The 16,817-nt window shown below is 58.0% G+C and carries 14 protein-coding genes and 1 other RNA gene; 12 read left to right on the top strand and 3 right to left on the bottom strand.

Annotated elements, in window-relative coordinates; all coding sequences use genetic code 11:
• Positions 1–46 precede the first annotated feature (46 nt).
• The 10 genes from ACIX8_RS11810 to ACIX8_RS11765 all read left to right on the top strand — a co-directional run bounded on the left by ACIX8_RS11810 (position 47) and on the right by ACIX8_RS11765 (position 9,411).
• Positions 47–529, top strand: coding sequence for an HXXEE domain-containing protein (locus ACIX8_RS11810; RefSeq protein WP_014265569.1), 483 nt, complete (start codon positions 47–49; stop codon positions 527–529).
• Positions 530–576: 47 nt separating this feature from the next.
• Entirely contained in the window at positions 577–3,030 is a 2,454-nt protein-coding gene (locus ACIX8_RS11805; RefSeq protein WP_014265568.1) for a RecQ family ATP-dependent DNA helicase, read from the top strand.
• A gap of 60 nt (positions 3,031–3,090) precedes the next feature.
• The gene (gene glmU, locus ACIX8_RS11800; RefSeq protein ID WP_014265567.1) at positions 3,091–4,509 is read left to right on the top strand and encodes a bifunctional UDP-N-acetylglucosamine diphosphorylase/glucosamine-1-phosphate N-acetyltransferase GlmU; all 1,419 of its coding nucleotides are present in this window, start codon (positions 3,091–3,093) and stop codon (positions 4,507–4,509) included.
• Between the two features lie 2 nt (positions 4,510–4,511).
• Positions 4,512–4,808: a 4a-hydroxytetrahydrobiopterin dehydratase gene (locus ACIX8_RS11795; protein ID WP_014265566.1), complete on the top strand. Its 297-nt coding sequence runs from the start codon at positions 4,512–4,514 to the stop codon at positions 4,806–4,808.
• Between the two features lie 330 nt (positions 4,809–5,138).
• Positions 5,139–5,576: a CYCXC family (seleno)protein gene (locus ACIX8_RS11790; RefSeq protein ID WP_044176626.1), complete on the top strand. Its 438-nt coding sequence runs from the start codon at positions 5,139–5,141 to the stop codon at positions 5,574–5,576.
• Positions 5,577–5,602: 26 nt separating this feature from the next.
• Positions 5,603–6,022: an EamA family transporter gene (locus tag ACIX8_RS11785; protein ID WP_014265564.1), complete on the top strand. Its 420-nt coding sequence runs from the start codon at positions 5,603–5,605 to the stop codon at positions 6,020–6,022.
• A 176-nt stretch (positions 6,023–6,198) separates the two neighbouring features.
• Positions 6,199–7,056: an alpha/beta fold hydrolase gene (locus tag ACIX8_RS11780; RefSeq protein ID WP_014265563.1), complete on the top strand. Its 858-nt coding sequence runs from the start codon at positions 6,199–6,201 to the stop codon at positions 7,054–7,056.
• 116 nt (positions 7,057–7,172) lie between these two features.
• Positions 7,173–7,526, top strand: a transfer-messenger RNA (tmRNA) gene (gene ssrA, locus ACIX8_RS25245).
• Positions 7,527–7,638: 112 nt separating this feature from the next.
• A complete protein-coding gene (locus ACIX8_RS11770) occupies positions 7,639–8,253 on the top strand; it encodes a nitroreductase family protein (protein ID WP_014265562.1) in 615 nt (204 codons plus the stop codon).
• An 87-nt stretch (positions 8,254–8,340) separates the two neighbouring features.
• Positions 8,341–9,411 carry an adenosine deaminase gene (locus tag ACIX8_RS11765; RefSeq protein WP_014265561.1) on the top strand — a complete coding sequence of 357 codons (1,071 nt, stop codon included), beginning with the start codon at positions 8,341–8,343 and terminating at the stop codon, positions 9,409–9,411.
• A gap of 20 nt (positions 9,412–9,431) precedes the next feature.
• Here the strand turns inward: ACIX8_RS11765 and ACIX8_RS11760 are convergent, their stop codons facing one another.
• On the bottom strand, positions 9,432–10,142 hold the full coding sequence (locus tag ACIX8_RS11760) for an MgtC/SapB family protein (RefSeq protein WP_014265560.1): 711 nt from the start codon (positions 10,140–10,142) through the stop codon (positions 9,432–9,434).
• Between the two features lie 62 nt (positions 10,143–10,204).
• Positions 10,205–13,801 (bottom strand): carboxypeptidase regulatory-like domain-containing protein, encoded by a 3,597-nt coding sequence (locus ACIX8_RS11755; RefSeq protein ID WP_014265559.1) that lies wholly within the window; start codon positions 13,799–13,801, stop codon positions 10,205–10,207.
• 670 nt (positions 13,802–14,471) lie between these two features.
• On the opposite strand from ACIX8_RS11755, the gene ACIX8_RS11750 reads away from it, so the two are divergent.
• A complete protein-coding gene (locus ACIX8_RS11750) occupies positions 14,472–14,747 on the top strand; it encodes a metal/formaldehyde-sensitive transcriptional repressor (RefSeq protein WP_014265558.1) in 276 nt (91 codons plus the stop codon).
• Between the two features lie 95 nt (positions 14,748–14,842).
• Complete coding sequence (locus ACIX8_RS11745) at positions 14,843–15,403, top strand: cation transporter (RefSeq protein ID WP_190273771.1); 561 nt, start codon at positions 14,843–14,845, stop codon at positions 15,401–15,403.
• Positions 15,404–15,668: 265 nt separating this feature from the next.
• Here ACIX8_RS11745 and ACIX8_RS11740 read toward each other — a convergent pair whose 3' ends face one another.
• Positions 15,669–16,814: a PepSY-associated TM helix domain-containing protein gene (locus ACIX8_RS11740; RefSeq protein WP_014265556.1), complete on the bottom strand. Its 1,146-nt coding sequence runs from the start codon at positions 16,812–16,814 to the stop codon at positions 15,669–15,671.
• Between the last annotated feature and the right edge of the window lie 3 nt (positions 16,815–16,817).

Below are 16,817 nucleotides of genomic sequence, written 5' to 3'. Positions count from 1 at the left end.
GGGTTGACTCATCGAACGCAGACGAACGATAAGTCATGGGATGGAGATGAGTTTCCGAACTCTTGCATGGGCTTTCCCGCTTGTGGTCACACTTCACAACGCTGAGGAGGCTCTGTGGCTTCCGGGCTGGTCGGAGCGCGCAGGCCTTTGGAAGACACCTGTTTCAGCGGGTGTCTTCCGTTTGGCGGCAACGATTCTGACTGTCATTGCCTTTGTTGTGACGGGTCTAAGCGTGGTCTCGGGAAAACAAACAGTCTGGACTTATCTAACCTTTGGCTACATGGTGGCCATGCTAGCTAACGTACTGATCCCCCACGTTGCAGGCGCTATTGCGCTGCGCAGATATACGCCGGGTGTCGTCACGGCTGTAGCTTTGAATCTGCCTGTCTTATCCCTGCTCGTCGTGCTAGCCCTCAGGGAGGGATACGTCTCTGGTTGGAAGGCCATCGCCTATTCCATAGGCGTAACGGCCTTGCTGCTCTTGTCCCTCCCAGCACTGTTCAAATGGGGAAAGGCACGGACGAGTTGAAGTGACATTTTACTGAGGCAAAGAATATGCGAAGATAGCCGAGGCACATGGCTACCGCTTCGCCAACTCGCGATCTCCCGAAACTCCTCCACAGCGTCTTTGGTCATCGCGAGTTTCGACCGCACCAGCAGCAGGTCTGCGAAGCCGCCGCTTCCGGCAAAGACGTCCTGCTGGTCATGCCGACCGGCGCGGGCAAGAGCCTTTGCTATCAGCTTCCTGCCCTGGCCTTGGGAGGCACAGCTCTCGTCATCTCACCGCTGATTGCGCTGATGGACGATCAGTCCTCCAAGCTCTCAGCCCTCGGCCTGCGCGTTGCCCGCATCCACTCTGGCCTCTCCCGGGACGACTCCCGCCAGGCCTGCCGCGACTACCTCGCCGGCGAGCTCGACTTCCTCTTCATCGCTCCCGAGCGCATGCGCGTCCCCGGCTTTCCCGAGATGCTCGCCAAGCGCAAGCCCGCGTTGATCGCCATCGACGAAGCCCACTGTATCTCGCAATGGGGACACGACTTCCGGCCCGACTACCGAACCCTGGGCCAGCACCTTCCGGCCCTGCGGCCATCGCCGATCATCGCGCTGACCGCGACGGCGACGCCAACCGTTCAGCGCGACATCGCGGCGCAGCTCGACCTCCAGCAGCCTGCGATCTTCATCACCGGCTTCCGCCGCCACAACCTCGCCGTAGAGGTCGTAGAGCTCTCCAAGCCGCAGCGCGACGAGTTCGCCATCAAGCTGCTCAAGGAGTCCTCCGCACGCCCCGCCATCATCTACGCCTCCTCGCGTAAATCGGCGGAAGAGCTCGCCGGAAAACTCCACAAACACTTCCCCACCGCCGCGTACCATGCAGGCCTGGAAGCAGGTACGCGCGACCGCGTGCAGCGCGCCTTTCTCGGGGGAAAGCTGGATGTCGTCGTCGCCACGGTCGCCTTCGGCATGGGCGTCGACAAGGCTGACGTCCGCACCGTGATTCACGTCGCTCTGCCGGGCTCCGTCGAAGCTTACTACCAGGAGATCGGACGCGCAGGACGCGACGGCAAGCCCTCGCGCACAGTGCTGCTCCACGGCTTCGCCGACCGCCGCCTGCAGGAGTTCTTCCTCGAAAAGAACTATCCGCCAACCTCGGATCTCGAACGCGTTGCGGGCGCTCTCACCAATGAATTTGTCCAGGTCGATTCGCTCCAACACAAGCTGAAGATCGACCGCGAGACCCTTGACCGTACCATCGAAAAACTTCTCGCCGCGGGTGTCGCTCTCATGGACATGGCAGGCGATGTTCGTCTCTCTGAAGACCAGGGCACCGGAGAGACCAAGTGGCAGGCAGGCTACGAGTCGCAGGTCGCCATCCGCCGCGCCCAGATCGACCGCATGATCGCCTTCGCCGAGTCCAACACCTGCCGCATGGCAGCCCTTGTGCAGCACTTCGGCGACACCAGCGACAAGACCCAGAGCTGCGGCATTTGCGACGTCTGCAACCCCAGCGGCGCGGGCGCGAATGCCGCCCATCAACCCAGTGGCCAGGAGCGGGAGTGGCTTCGCGAGATCCTCTCCGCGCTGGACAAGCGCAGCACCAGCACCGGCAAACTCTTCACCGATCTGCACCTGATGAAAGATCGCAAGGACTTCGACTCCCTTCTCGACGGTCTGGCGCGCTCCGGCCTCATCAGCATCGTGAACGACACCTTCCGCAACCCGGAGGGTAAGGACATCACGTACAAGAAGGCCAGCATCACGCACGAAGGCCGAGAGCCCGACGATGCGACCCTCGACACTGTCTGGATTCGCGGCAGCCTCTCCGACGCTCCCTCCTCAAAGAAGAAGTCCGGCAGCAAACCTCGCAGCGCCACACCGGCAGCGGAGAAGCAGCCACTGAATCCCCAGGCGGAACAGCTCTTCGAGCAGCTTCGCCAATGGCGCACCGAAGTGGCCAAACCCACCAAGACACCAGCCTTTATGATCCTCGCGGACGCCGTGATGCGCGCCATCGCCAACCACGCTCCGAAGAACCTCGCCAGCCTCAACGCCGTTCCCGGTATGGGGCCTGCCAAGGTCGATCGCTATGGAGCGGCGATTCTTGCGGTCTGCCGGGGCGAAGCCGTCGCCTCTATCCCTCCACCGGCCCCTAAAATCGCCCAGCCCCGTCCCGCCAGGCTTCCCCTGGAACGTCCACAGGAACGTCGCCACGAACGACTCGAGGAACGCGAGCGCCCGGCAACAACCACCGTTTCAGCCGTTCGCGAAAACAAGCGGCCCGCTCCACCCCCATCAGTCCCAGAGCAGCTTACCGAAGCGCAGCAGGCCCTCGATGCCAAGCTCAAGACATGGCGCGGTGAAACCGCCAAACAAGCTGGGCTACCTTCGTTCTTCATCTGCAGCGATACGGTCCTTCGCAATATCGCCGTTGCCAGGCCCCAATCCCTGAGCGATCTCCGCACAGTCCGAGGCTTCGGTCCCGAGAAGATCGACACCTACGGCCCCGCCGTCATCGACCTCTGCCGCGCCTGACGGAATCCGTACAATTCCCCAACGACGGGAGAGGATTCCTCATGAGAGGATAAACACCGTATGGATACAAGCGCATTCGGTATCGCCATCATGGCCGCGGGCAAAGGCACGCGGCTGAAGTCCAAGCGGCCCAAGGTCCTCCACGAGATCGGCGGGCGAGCCCTGCTGCTGCATGTCATCGCCGCAGCCAAAACGATCGCTCCGCCCGAGCGCATCTACTGCATCATCGGCCACGAGGCCAAGCGCGTACGAGCCGCGGTTGCCTCCACCGGGGTGGATTTTGTGCTGCAGCCCGAGCAATGTGGCACCGGCCACGCCCTGCAGCAGGTAAAAGCCCACTTCGCGGCAACCGGCGAGACTCCTCCCGCACAACTGCTGGTGCTCTCAGGAGATGTGCCGCTCATCCGTCCGGAGACCCTGGCCGACCTCTGCAAACTGCATCTGCGTGAGCGTGCGGCGATGACGATCCTTACCGCCGTCCCACCCAATCCAACCGGTTATGGCCGCGTGCTGCGAGTGAAGGCGGACTGTCCTGAAGTAACCGCCATCGTCGAGCAGAAATCGCTGACGCCGAGTCAGCTCGCGGCGCCCGAGATCAACTCCGGCATCTACTGCTTCAACACCTCCTGCCTCTTCGCCTACCTCGATTCCCTTTCCACCGACAACGCTCACGGAGAGTACTACCTGACGGACATCGCAGCGCTGCTGGTGGCAGACCACAAACGCGTCGTCGCCATGAAGGCGGACAGCATAGAGGAGGTGCTCGGAGCCAACACCATCGCCGAAATGATGCAGCTCGACGCGGCGATGCGGCTTGCAACCGCCCGCAAGCTGATGGCCCAGGGCGTAACCATCTTCCGGCCGGAGACCTCCGTCATCGACTCCGGCGTGCAGGTCGGCCCGGACACGATCATCGAACCGTTCGTGCAGTTGCTGGGCAACACGCGTATCGGCGAAGACTGCTGCATCCGCTCCTATTCGGTCATCCAGAACTCGGTGATTGGGGACAATGTCCTCGTGCGCAACGGCTGCATCCTCGACGAGGCTGTCGTTGGCTCTGACGCCCTGCTCGGGCCTTACTCTCACCTGCGGCCCGGCAGCGAGATCGGCGAAGCAGCCCATATCGGCAACTTCGTCGAGACCAAGAAGGTTCGCATGGGGCGCGGCTCCAAGGCCAACCACCTCAGCTACCTCGGCGACGCCGTGATCGGAGCCGGGGTCAACGTCGGCGCTGGAGCCATTACCTGCAACTATGACGGCGTCCACAAGCACACGACGACAATTGGCGATGGTGTCTTCGTCGGTTCGGACTCGACTCTGGTCGCACCCCTGACCATCGGCGACCGGTCCTACATCGCCGCCGGATCCTGCATCACTGAAGATGTTCCTCCCGACTCCCTGGCGCTAGGCCGCAGCCGTCAGACCACCAAGCCCGGCTGGGTCGCCGCCCGCAAATCAAAAGCAAAGCCGAAGGAGTAGCCATGCAAAAGCTGAATGAGCAGGAGTTACGGGATGCAGTCGCCGCTCTTTCCCAATGGAAGCTGGAAGAGGGAAAGCTGGTTCGGGACTGGAAGTTTGCAGATTTCATCGCGGCGATGGAGTTCGTGGACCGTGTCGCTGTCCTGGCGGAGGCCGCCGGACACCATCCCGACATCGATATCCGCTACAACCGGGTGCGGCTGGCACTGGTAACCCACGACGCCGGAGGCATTACCGCAAAGGATGCGGACATGGCAGCCAGCCTCAATGAGGCGCTCGGGACCCAAAAAACGGCCTAAAGTGATACAACGAAACAACATTAAGGGCTGCGACGAAACACATTGAAGGAATGCAACCAAAAACTTTCTACAGTTTTCTACATATTTTTAGAGCGCTGATGCAAATATTTGTACATTTGCAAATTCTCGTGCTAGGATGTTTCAAGAGTGAACCCCACAGGGGCGACTCTAAAGATTACTCGGACGGTCGGAAGTTTCGTTCGAGAGCAAGTTGCGTCACTGGCCTCCCGGCATGGACAAAATACCGTTCATGCCGCCTTTTTTCTTAAGGCGGCCGTAACCTGCCCCCTCCCTTTCACAGCAGACATTCCAGCGGTTATCATCGGAGCTATGAAGCGTCTCCTCGGTTGTGTCGCCCTGGTCTTCGTCACGTTAGCTGCCTCAGCTCAGTTCTCCGACCCCGCAAACGACGTTCCTGCCTACAACGCGGCACCTCCAAGCCACCCGCTGCCCCCGATCTTGAAGGGAGCGCAACTCACCGGCCCCAACTTCTCTCACCCCTTCCAGGTCACGGCCTACAAGATGGCCGCCAAGATTCCCAGTGTTCTGCACCAGGAGCCCTGCTACTGCCACTGCGATCGCGCAATGGGCCATAACAGCCTGCATAGCTGTTTTGAAGTAGCCCACGGAGCCGAGTGCGCCACCTGCATGAAGGAAGGCGTGTACGCCTATCTGGAGACGAAGAAGGGCCGTACGCCTGCCCAGATTCGCGCCGGTATCGAGCGCGGGGAGTGGGAAAAAATCGACCTCGAAGCCATAACCATGTAGTTTCTGCAAACTGGCGGCGATGAACTATGAGCTGGATCTTCTGGGCAATTCTCTCCGCCGTCTTTGCCGCAGGCACTGCCCTGCTCGCCAAGGTAGGCGTCGAGCACATCGACAGCAACCTCGCCACGGCGATCCGGACGACGGTCGTCCTCTTCTTCACCTGGGCCATCGTTCTCGGCCTCAATGCTCATCGCGGACTGCCTGCCATCGAGCGGCGAAGCTGGATATTCCTGGTTCTATCTGGCTTATGTACCGGCCTGTCGTGGCTGTGTTACTTCCGGGCCCTCCAACTCGGTCCTGTAAGCGGAGTCGCTCCCATCGACAAGTTGAGCGTAGCTATCGTCATCGTATTTGCATGGCTGTTTCTTGGCGAAAGCCTGACGCCGATGAAGATTCTTGGAGCCTCGCTCGTCACTGCCGGCGCGCTGGTTCTGGCCTTCGCGTAACGCACCCATGCCGCGCATACTGGGTCGATTGGTACGCTGAATATAGGGTGCGAGAAGACTGGAAAGGACCTACCTCAATGAACAACACACGCAGGTTTCCCCTGGTGATCTTAGTGGTCGTTCTGATGACCGCATCACTTTCAATAGCTTGTCTTGCTCAGCGAAAGGAGCGTTCCATGGAACACCCCATTGCTTATCGCACGGTGCAGGTCGATGGCCTGTCTATCTTCTACAGAGAGGCCGGACCGAAAGACGCACCTACCATTCTTTTGCTGCATGGCCTTCCGTCGTCCTCGCGGATGTTTCAGCCTCTCTTGACAAGGCTTGCAGACCACTACCACCTGGTCGCGCCCGATTATCCGGGCTTCGGGCACAGCGACTGGCCGGACACGAAGCAGTTCGACTACACCTTCGACCACATCGCCTCCGTCATGGACAGCTTTACCAAGGCACTGGGTCTCCCGCACTACACCCTTTACATGCAGGACTATGGTGGACCGGTTGGCTTTCGCATGGCCTTGGCACACCCCGAGCGAGTGCAGGCTCTGATCGTCCAGGATGCGGTCAGTCACAACGAAGGTCTCGGGGCAAACTGGGCAACACGGCGGGCCTTCTGGGCGGACCGGCCTGCACACGAAGCGGCGTTGCGCACCAACCTGCTGTCGATGGCGACAACGAAGACACGCCATATCGGAGACGATCCGAACGTCGAGCTCTATGACCCGGATCTTTGGACCGATGAGTACGCCTTTCTGAACTCTCCGGGGCAGGCACAAATCCAAACGGATCTCTTCTACGACTACCGGACGAACGTCGAGGCTTATCCGAAGTGGCAGGCATGGATGCAGAAGACCCAGCCCAAGCTATTAGTCCTTTGGGGGAAACACGATCTTTCCTTCGATGCCGGTGAGCCCGGGCGTTACCGGAAGGACGTTCCGAAGGCCGAAGTCCATGTTCTGGACGCTGGACATTTCGCTTTGGATACCAAGGCAGACGAGATCGCTGCGTTCGTCAGCGATTTCATGAAGAAGTAAGGAGCATTGTTCGGGTTTCGGTTTACAAGTGAACCTGGGGATCAGCGGGCCTTATAATGGAAGTAGTTCTTTGACAGCGCTGCATCATGCAACGCTCGAAGTTTCTCCACCATTGTGGGGGCGTCACGGCTTCGACGGGATTGCTAGCGGCAGAGAGGCATGCCGGGGTGTGGACACCCGTAATCGCTCACAAAACTATAAGTGCCGAACCTCAATTCGCGCTTGCTGCTTAATTAACTAAGTAGCCGATCGCTCAGGCTTCGCCTACGGGCTTGTACCGATCGTCGCACAGTAGGCTGGCCCAAGGAGTTCCGTCTGGACGCCAAGGGCGAGACCAATCAGGCTGGTGGTTGACGCGTCTTCGTCCGTTCCAAGCGTCCGCCACGAGACAAACGTGAACCGGAAAAAGCATGAAAGCTCTCTGTTGACTGTAGTTTCGGACGCGGGTTCGACTCCCGCCGCCTCCACCATTCAAATACTCAAGGTTTACAGCCCCTTTCGCGAGGGGCTTTTACTTTTTGTAGCGGGTTTGTGCTTCTTTGAATTCCATCTCAGGCAAATAAAATAAACAAAGGAGAACCCATGCCCGACCTCGAACAAATCAAATACGCCCCTGCCTCCGCCGGCATCCTCGACCCCATCGCCAGCCGCTGGTCCCCACGGGCCTTCAGCGATCAGCCAGTCTCTACAGAAGATCTGCACAAGATCTTCACCGCTGCCTCCTGGGCCGCATCCTCCGCCAACGAGCAGCCCTGGCGCTTTCTCTTCGGACGCAACGGCGACGCGACTTTCGCTAAGATCCTTGACTCCATGGTCGAGGCCAATCAGGCCTGGGCCAGGCACGCGCCCGTTCTCCTGCTCTCGGTCGACAAGTCTACCTTCTCGCCGGGCCCTTTCAGCGGCCAGCCAAACCGTTTCGCACTGCACGATACCGGCGCTGCCTCCGCCTATCTGACGCTCCAGGCCACCGCGCTCGGCCTGCACGCTCACGGCCTTGGCGGCTTCAGCCAGGAGAAGGCCCGCGCTCACTTCAACATTCCCGCAGACTTCGAGATCGGCGCCTGCTGGGCCATTGGCTATCTCGGCGATCCCGACGCCCTGCCGGAAGGACTCAAGCAACGCGAGCTCGCGCCACGCACTCGTAAACCAATCGCCGATTTCGTCTTTGCCGAATGGGAAGTACCGGCAAAGCTCTAAGCCAATAGCCATACGCTGGAACAAGAGATTCACCTCTTGTTCCAGCCCTTCGCTGCTGGCATATCACGAGCTTGTATAGATTCCGGAATGGAATTGAGGGAGGCAGGAATTAGCATCGAACAGTTCATCCTAACGTTGCCGAAAGCAGAACTCCACATGCACCTCGAAGGTTCTCTCGAACCGGAGATGCTGTTCTCTTTGGCTGAACGTAACAACATCTCGCTGCGTTGGCCTTCTGTAGAGACACTCCGCGCTGCATACGAATTTGCCAACCTCGAAGACTTTCTAGCGCTCTACTTCGAGGGTTGCCGGGTTCTCGTGACGGAGCAGGATTTCTATGACGTGACTGCCGCTTACCTGGCGAAGGCAAGTGAGCAGAGTGTCTGGCGCGCAGAGATTTTTCTCGGTCCGCAGAGCTTCACTGCGCGAGGCGTGCCGCTCGAGGACATCATGCGCGGTGTGCTTGGCGCTATCGATGACGCGCACTCCGCTACCGGCATCAGAGCCGGGTATATCGTCAGCGTTCACCGCCACAGACCCGTCGAGGAGGCTATGGAGGTACTCGACGCTATCGCGCCGTGGGCTGAAAAAGTCGCCGGTATCGGCATGGGCGGTCCGGAAGTGGGCTATCCTCCAGGTCGATTCAGGCCGTTCTACCTTAAGGCCAAAGCATTGGGTTACAAAACCACAGTTCATGCAGGCGAAGAAGGACCGCCCGCATATATCCGCGAGGCTCTGGACATGCTGCCCATCGACAGGATCGATCATGGTGTCACCGCACATCGCGATGAAGAACTGATGGAGCGACTCGCCGCGGAGCTGATACCCCTTACGGTTTGTCCGCTCTCCAACCTCCGTCTGAAGGGTGTTCCATCTCTAGAGTTGCATCCGCTCAAGAAAATGCTGGATCGTGGACTGCGAGTGAGTGTTCACTCCGATGATCCGCCGTACTTCGGCGGCTACGTCAATGAGAACCTGCTCGCGTGCTGGAGGGCTATGAGCCTGTCCGTAGAGGACATTGCCACTCTTGCGCGCAACAGCTTCCTCGGCGCCTTTGCGACCTCAGAGGAGATCCAGAAAGGAGTGGACGCAGTGAATCAGCATCTCGACACTTTTAGGACCAACGCGCTCGTGGCCTCGGAGTCGCTGACCAAATGATTCAGCAATGATCCACACGCCTATTCCATTGAAGATTGAACGATAGACCAGCTCAGATTCGAGACCGCGTCTTCAATCGACAGCCGAACGACTACCTGCTCCAAGGCCTCGTTGTTTCTCCCCGCAGTCATCACCTCGGCCCGGATATGTGTCTCATCCGTCTGCTCATCCTGCTCACCGTGGATGGACTGAAGGACCACCGGCAATCGGCTGATCGTAGTAAGCAACAAGGAGCGGATATGCACGGCAACAGAAAGACCGCAGGTAAGGCGAATCTCATAGAGCGTCTCGACGGGAGAGGCATCAGGAAGAACGGGATGAAGAAGATAGGCCAACGGGCGGAGCACCATATTGGTGAGCAAAACTGCAGCCGCCAGAACAAGGGCGAGATTCAGTGAGCCGAGGCCCGTCAGTGCTCCAATTGCGGCGGAACACCAGATTGTCGCTGCGGTGTTGAGGCCGCGCACGTTCGCACCATCCTTGAAGATAACGCCTGCACCTAGAAATCCGACACCTGAGACAACATACGAAACAATGCGCCCCCGAGCCGAGGGGTCGTTGTCGAGCAAAAGGCCACACATGACAAACGCCGCGGCGCCTGCGGCGACAAGAGCATTGGTACGAGTACCCGCCATGCGCTGCCGCCATTGACGTTCCAGTCCAACCGTCGCGCCCATTGCAATCGCAAGCAACAAGCGGATGGCAAAGTGGAGTGTGCTGATTCCGATCATGTCTTTCTCCGTTCTGGTGGCTTTGAAGAATGAGGGAGGCGATGAAGCCTCCCTCATTCCCGCTAAAACTGAAACTTTGCCGCGATCTGACCGATACGAGGATCAGCCGCCTTCGTCACATACCCGAAGGTGCCACCTTGGTCGCCAATATTTCCGTCGACTGAGTTGCCTCCATAGAACTGCGCGTGATTGAAGACATTGAACATCTCCAGGCGAAGCTCCAGCGCACGAGTTCCCGAGAAGTTCGTTACCTTGTGCAGCGCCATATCGTAGTTATCAATGCCCGGTCCGTAGAAATCTCGGCGTTTGGAGTTACCCGGTGTTCCGAGAGCATTAGGGGTGAAGGCAAGATGATTAAAATACGGCTTGCCATTGCGTGGGTTGCGGTTGATCTTGTATCCGGTGCCATCATAATTCGGCATGTCGAGGCTGATATTGTTCACGCCGTTGTCCTGCACAAATACCAGATAGTTGTCGCTGGTGGTGGCAAATGTCACCGGCACACCTGTTGAGAAACGAGTGATGCCGGAGAGGGCCCAGCCGCTGGTGAGCCGGTTCGGACGCCACAGCCGAGCGATGGGTAGATCGTAGTTATAACTAACGACGAAGTTATGCTTCAGATCGAATGCCGAAATTCCATCCAGCCGATGATAGTTGAAAGGATCGACCTGCTCCTGGATGCTGGAACTTTGGTCGTAGGACTTGGAATAGGTATAGCTGGCAAGCATGGATAGCGGTCCGACCGTACGCTTAAAGGTCGCTTCCAGGCCGTTGTAGTGCGAGTTGCCCATGTTCTGGTAGTAGGCATCGGTCCCAATCGTATTGGGAAAGGGACCACGCGTTCCGTTGACGACCGCACCATCGGACCTTGTATAGACACCGTTCTCACCGAAGGGCCCACAGGGCGTCGAGCCTGAGGCTACCTCCGAGGGTTGACTCAGGCTGAGACAGAGCGCGGGGTTACCGGGGTTGGCTCCTCGAACGGTGAGCAGATGCCTTCCCAGCGAACCGACATAGGCGATGCTGAACAGGGCGTTGGCGCCAATCTGGCGGTCGATCGAGAGCGTGTACTGCATCGAGTAGCTGGTCTTGTTCTTGTAGTACACACTTCCTGCTCCGCTGATAGGGGTATAGAGGTTCCAATCGACGTTGTTATCCGGGTCTTGACGCGAAACAGTGTGGGGCGGCACATGCACAGGAAACTGCTGGATGTATTGTGTGCCCGTGAGAGCTCCAACGAAGGGCGTCTCCATGACCGGAGGTTCCTGGCTGATATAGGTGAGACCATACGGCGGATTGCCGGTCGGATAGGCAACGGTGAGCCCCTGGGGCGAGCTAAAGAAACGTCCGCCGCCGAGCCGGATGCTGGTCTTGCCTGGGCCGCCGGTCAGTTTCCCGAGCAGGCCATCGGAGAATGCCGGGGCGTACGCGAGTCCAAAGCGCGGCGAGAAATTGTCCTTGGATGTAGGTGCGATTGCGTTGGGGATCGTGCCTCCATCTGGAAGCGGATCTCCCGGTACGAGGTATCCCAGGGGTGCCCCTGGAAATGTCTCGGACTGTACACCGGCTACGAAGGTCGTCGTCTGGTGATATTTCTCAGCCCAGGGAGTTACGTAGTCCCAGCGCAGGCCGTAGTTGATCGTGAGATTCGGACGGATGCGAAAGCTGTCCTGGGCAAACAGATCGCCATCGGCGGCACTCTCGTAAAAGATCGGCGAAGATTGCTGCGAGTATTGATCGGGCGTGCCCAGCAGGAAATCCGCAAAGGCATTGCCTGTAGTCTGTGTTCCGCCCGCGCCGAACAGGTATTGGCCGTTCGCGATTAGGTTAGGGTTCTGCTTCACCTTGTACCAGATGTAGCGCCCCCCAGCCTTGATGGTATGTTTGCCGACGGTATGCGAAAGGCTGTCTGCTAAATCGTAAGTCGTGTTGACCTGTGCAAGCGAGAACGGATTCGTGCCCACAGAAAAGTTGTTGAAGATCAACTCTTCGACACCTGCCTGTTTTGGGAATCCCTGAACGATGCCCTCACCGCCTGCCTGAATGCCCTGGTCCGCGAGCGTAACTCCGACTCCTCCTTTGGGTGTCCCAAGGTGGTTGTCCAAACGAGTGATGCCGAAGCGCGCCTCATTGACGGTATTCAAACCGAAGGTGCGGATATTGCTGAAGATAACCGTCTGATCCGAGCCCATAGAAGTCGCATCATAGGCAAACCCGTTAGCGGGCAAGGTGGCCCCTCCGAGCGCGCTGGGATAGGGGTTATCGAGGTTGTAATTGTCATTGAAGTAGTAGATCGAAGAGGTTCCGAAACGATTGGAGTTGAAGTCGAGCCTGCCGCCGAACTTATTGTCATTAATCGTGTTGTTGTACGCCCCGCTTGAGAACGTGGCTGTCCCAACATTCGGCGCTGGAATGTATTGCAGCATCTTTGTTGGTGCGGCTCCCCATGCGCTCTGGGGAATGATCCCGTTGGGAAACACCTTTGAAAAAGGCTCTCCCTGCGTAACCTGATGGCCGAGACGCTGGCTCAGAACCTGCGCAAGGTAAGGTCCGTTAACGATTCCAGTAAAAGCAGAAGACGAACCGAAGTTGCCGGAGCGGTTTGCCAGAGACGGAACGCTGACAAGGCCGGTCTCGATGCCCTGGACCTGACGTTGCCCCTGGTAATCGCCGAAGAAGAAGATCTTGTCCTTGCGAATCGGCCCACCGATAGTGCCACCATACTGATTCTGATGGAAGGCAGCGCGCTCCGGAGAAAAGTAGTTGCGTGCGTCCAGATGCGTGTTGCGGAAGAACTCGAAGAGATTGCCATGAAGCGCGTTTGTGCCGGACTTTGTGACGACGTTGATGATGCCGCCGGTAAAGCTGCCATACTCGGCATCGACGTTACTTGAAAGAATGCGGAACTCAGCAATCGAATCGAGATTCGGGATGATACCCGCCTGCTGGCCGATAGACTCCTGCACACTCGCGCCGTTCAGGTAGTAGGCGTTATCTGACTCGCGTTGTCCGTTGATGGAGAACTGACCGGTGTTGGTTTCACCCGCAGCGGAGACCGTGCCAAAACCTCCGCCCGAAGTGCTGTTGCCGGCGCCGCTGGTCGTAATGGGTACGACGCCCGCCTGCACTGCAAGCAGGTCGGTATAACTGCGGCCATTGAGTGGAATATCGACCACCTGCTTGCGCTCGATCGTCTGTCCGATCTGCGTATCGGTGGTATGAACCTCAGCGGTGTTCTCGATGACGTTGATTGTCTGGCTTGCGTCTGCAACCTGGAGCACGACATCGACGGTCAGTGCGGTGTTCACATCGATCTTCAGATTGGCTGTCTGTCGATAGGGATTGAAACCATCGGCGGTCACATCAAGTTCATACTGACCGACGGGAACGGCGGCAAAGGTAAACAACCCATCGTTGCCAGTCACCGCGTTCTGCTTCACTCCATTAGCCGGGTTGGCCAGAACAACCTGGCAGTTCGGAATCACAGCGCCGGTAGCATCTTTTACAGCACCAGCGATGCGCCCACCCGTTTGAGCAATCAGAAACGTTGGCGCAACGACACAGGAGAGTAGAAAGAAAATCGAGACCGTGCGGCGGAAAGGTTGTGGGAAGCTCTGTGCTCCCCTGAGGACGGCGAGCAGCTTGCTGAAAATCGACATGAGGGTATCTCCGCGACGTTTTTGGCACACGTCGAGTGTTCTGGGCGGAACCGCCATCCGGTTCGCCAGTGAGTCTTTCGCTTGCGTTTGTCTGTTACGCAAACACTCAGTTGTTACGGAGCTTGTTCAAGAAGCTCGCGCAGGGGCAGCGATCCCTTGCTGCGAGCAGAGAGCATCATGCGATGTCGTGCTCAGAGAGGGATGACTGCAGGCCTCCGGCTAGGCGGAGGCTCACTTGGAACCGGGTCGTCCATACTTCCTCCTTCGTATCGCAAGCAGTTAGCGAATCTTGTGTAGAAGACCAGGGAGGTCGAGGACGTGATAGCCGAGCATCAACGTCATCAACATCGCAGGCGTCATGGTCGGCTACGCACAAAGGCGCGTAGCCGAGAACGCTTCGCAGATCATCAGTGGGGGGTGAGGCTGATCGCTCGGATCACGGTCTCACGCGCTCAAATCACAGGTATCATGCCATGATGAGCAGTGAGGAATCGTCGATAGCAAGCTAAAGGCTTGTTCCAGAATGCTGTTCACGGCACAGGCAGGCACTCGGACTACTAGGAGGCTCTTGTGCTGTATTTGTGGTCATAGGTGTTTCTCGTTCTCCTGCGCGTGAACCTCGCGCCTTCCATTTTGTATCATATCCCCGTAGGGTATACCAAGGAGAGTTATGTCCCATATCGATAAAGAAAAACAGAAGCTCATTGCCCGCATCAAACGCATTCGTGGACAGGTAGATTCTATTGAGCGTTCGCTGACTGGCGGCGACGACTGCGCTGACATTCTGATGCTTCTCGCCAATGTGCGAGGTGGAATCAACAGCCTTATGGCAGAAGTCCTTGAAGATCACATACGATTACATCTATTGACGCCAGAGAGTAAAACGACCAACCCGCATGAACTGGCAGAGGACATGATTGAACTGGTGAGGGCGTACCTGAAATGAGCACATCGGACGCATCCGCCATCCCGCACGGGCATGAGTCAGCACACACGCACGGCGCTAGTTGCTCCCATGCTCCTGCACGCACAGACCGGACCGTGAGACGCCTTCAAGTCCTCACCATCTGCTGGATGCTCGTTGAATGCAGCGTCGCGCTTACAGCAGCGTGGAGAGCACACAGCCCGGCTTTGCTCGCGTTTGGTTCGGATAGCTCCGTAGAGTTGCTATCCGCGATTGTCGTCCTGCTTCAGTTCACATCGGTCTTTAAAGTCAGTACCGAACGCGCCGCTCTCATAGCGGGAATATTGCTGTACCTGCTGGCTGGAATTGTCGCAGTAATCTCCGTGAGCGCGCTTGTTCTAAGGATAGAACCGGACACGAGCAAGCTGGGTATCGGCATAACGCTCATAGCCCTTACGATCATGCCTATTCTGAGCCGCGCAAAGCGGAAGCATGCGAACGAGATTGGGAATCGCGCCCTGGCCGCAGACGCCGTGCAATCGGCCACATGCGCGTACCTTGCGGGATTGACGCTCCTGGGCCTCATCTTGAATGCGACTCTGCATATCCGCTGGGTTGATCCCCTGGCCGCACTCATAGCGATTCCCATCATCGTCATCGAGGCTCGGCGCGCAATGCGGGGCGAAGCGTGCTGCTAGGGAGTATCTGACAAATCGAAGATCCCGGCTTTGGACCGAAACCAAGATCAATGCACACATAGCTTTCGTTTTTACGTCTTCCCACAGAATCGTCATCCTGAGCGGAGCGTCCCAGCCTTTGGGGACGCGCAGTCGAAGGACCCCGAGGGTCGCCATCTTGCCCAAACCTTTTGCAGCTTTTCTGCCTCGAGCGTTCGAGCCTGGACGCTCGTGAGGGAAAGGTCCCAACACTATGGGTGAGCTCAAGTCCCTCGAGGTCCTTCGACTACGCCCGTAACAGCCTCTTCCACTTCTTGCTCAACGATCTATTCCAGTACATAAGCACTCCAGTGATAGCCAGCAACGGCAAGGCACAGCCAAGCGTAGCCCACAGAATTTTGATCGTGCCCCCCCAGTCATATCCGAAGTGCAATGGACTGAGCCAGAAGATGAACGATCCACCCCAGGTGGTATTGATCCCGCGATGCCAGAGAGCCAACTGTCTGCCTGTCGCTGGATCGAAATAGACGTAGTCCATCTGGCTGAAGTTCCGCGCCGCGCCACGAGCCATGAGCAACGTCAAGGCGCTCTTGTCACTACCCGGAAAGAACGCACCAGCGAACTTCGCATTCGGCGAGGATTGCTGCGCCTGCTCGATCATTCGATGCATGTCGACCCAGGGCCCATCGCCGCGCGGAGGAACGACAAAAACCGGCGGGTTGGCAGAGGCTATCGAAGAAAAATGGTTGACGAAAGATTCGATAGGCTTCGGCCATATGAAATACACACCGGTGAAGGCCCACATCGACAGGACAAGCAGCGTCCAGAAGCCGACAGCACTATGGAGATCGAAGTTAACCCGCCGCCAGCTTCTATGAAGATTAACCTTGAGCCCACGCGTCCAGTGCTTCAGCCCCGCCCACCAGACCAGAGCTCCAGTCGCGCACAAGAGCAGCAGGCAGGCTGCGCCAATGCCGTTGAGTATCTCGCCGACCTTGCCTCCCAGAAGTCGAAAATGGAGATCGATGATCCAGATCAGCCAGGATCGATCCGGATTGATGGCTCCTACAATCCTCCCGGTATTCGCATCGAGGAAGACATATCGAAAGGTCTTTCCCTGGTGAACGAAAACCTCGAAGTTATCGCCAGGCTTGTCCGGTAGATAAGCGGCAGTGATCTTATATCCGGGATACGCCTTCATCACGGTTTCGGTCACGGCGGGAAGCTCTGCAGCCCGCTGCCCTGCCTGCGGATAGGTCGCGCGCCACAACTGCGGATAGGCGACATGCTCCAACTCGCTCTCGAAGACGAGAATGGATCCTGTGACTCCGATGACCAGCATGTAGAGGCACAGGACAACGCCGCCCCAGAGATGAATCTGGAACATGGCCATGCGCCACCACACGCGTTGCGGTCTGTCGATGAATCCCATGCG

The organism is Granulicella mallensis MP5ACTX8, assembly GCF_000178955.2.
In the GTDB taxonomy this organism is placed as follows: domain Bacteria; phylum Acidobacteriota; class Terriglobia; order Terriglobales; family Acidobacteriaceae; genus Granulicella; species Granulicella mallensis.
This window is presented reverse-complemented; position numbering and strand designations above follow the sequence as displayed.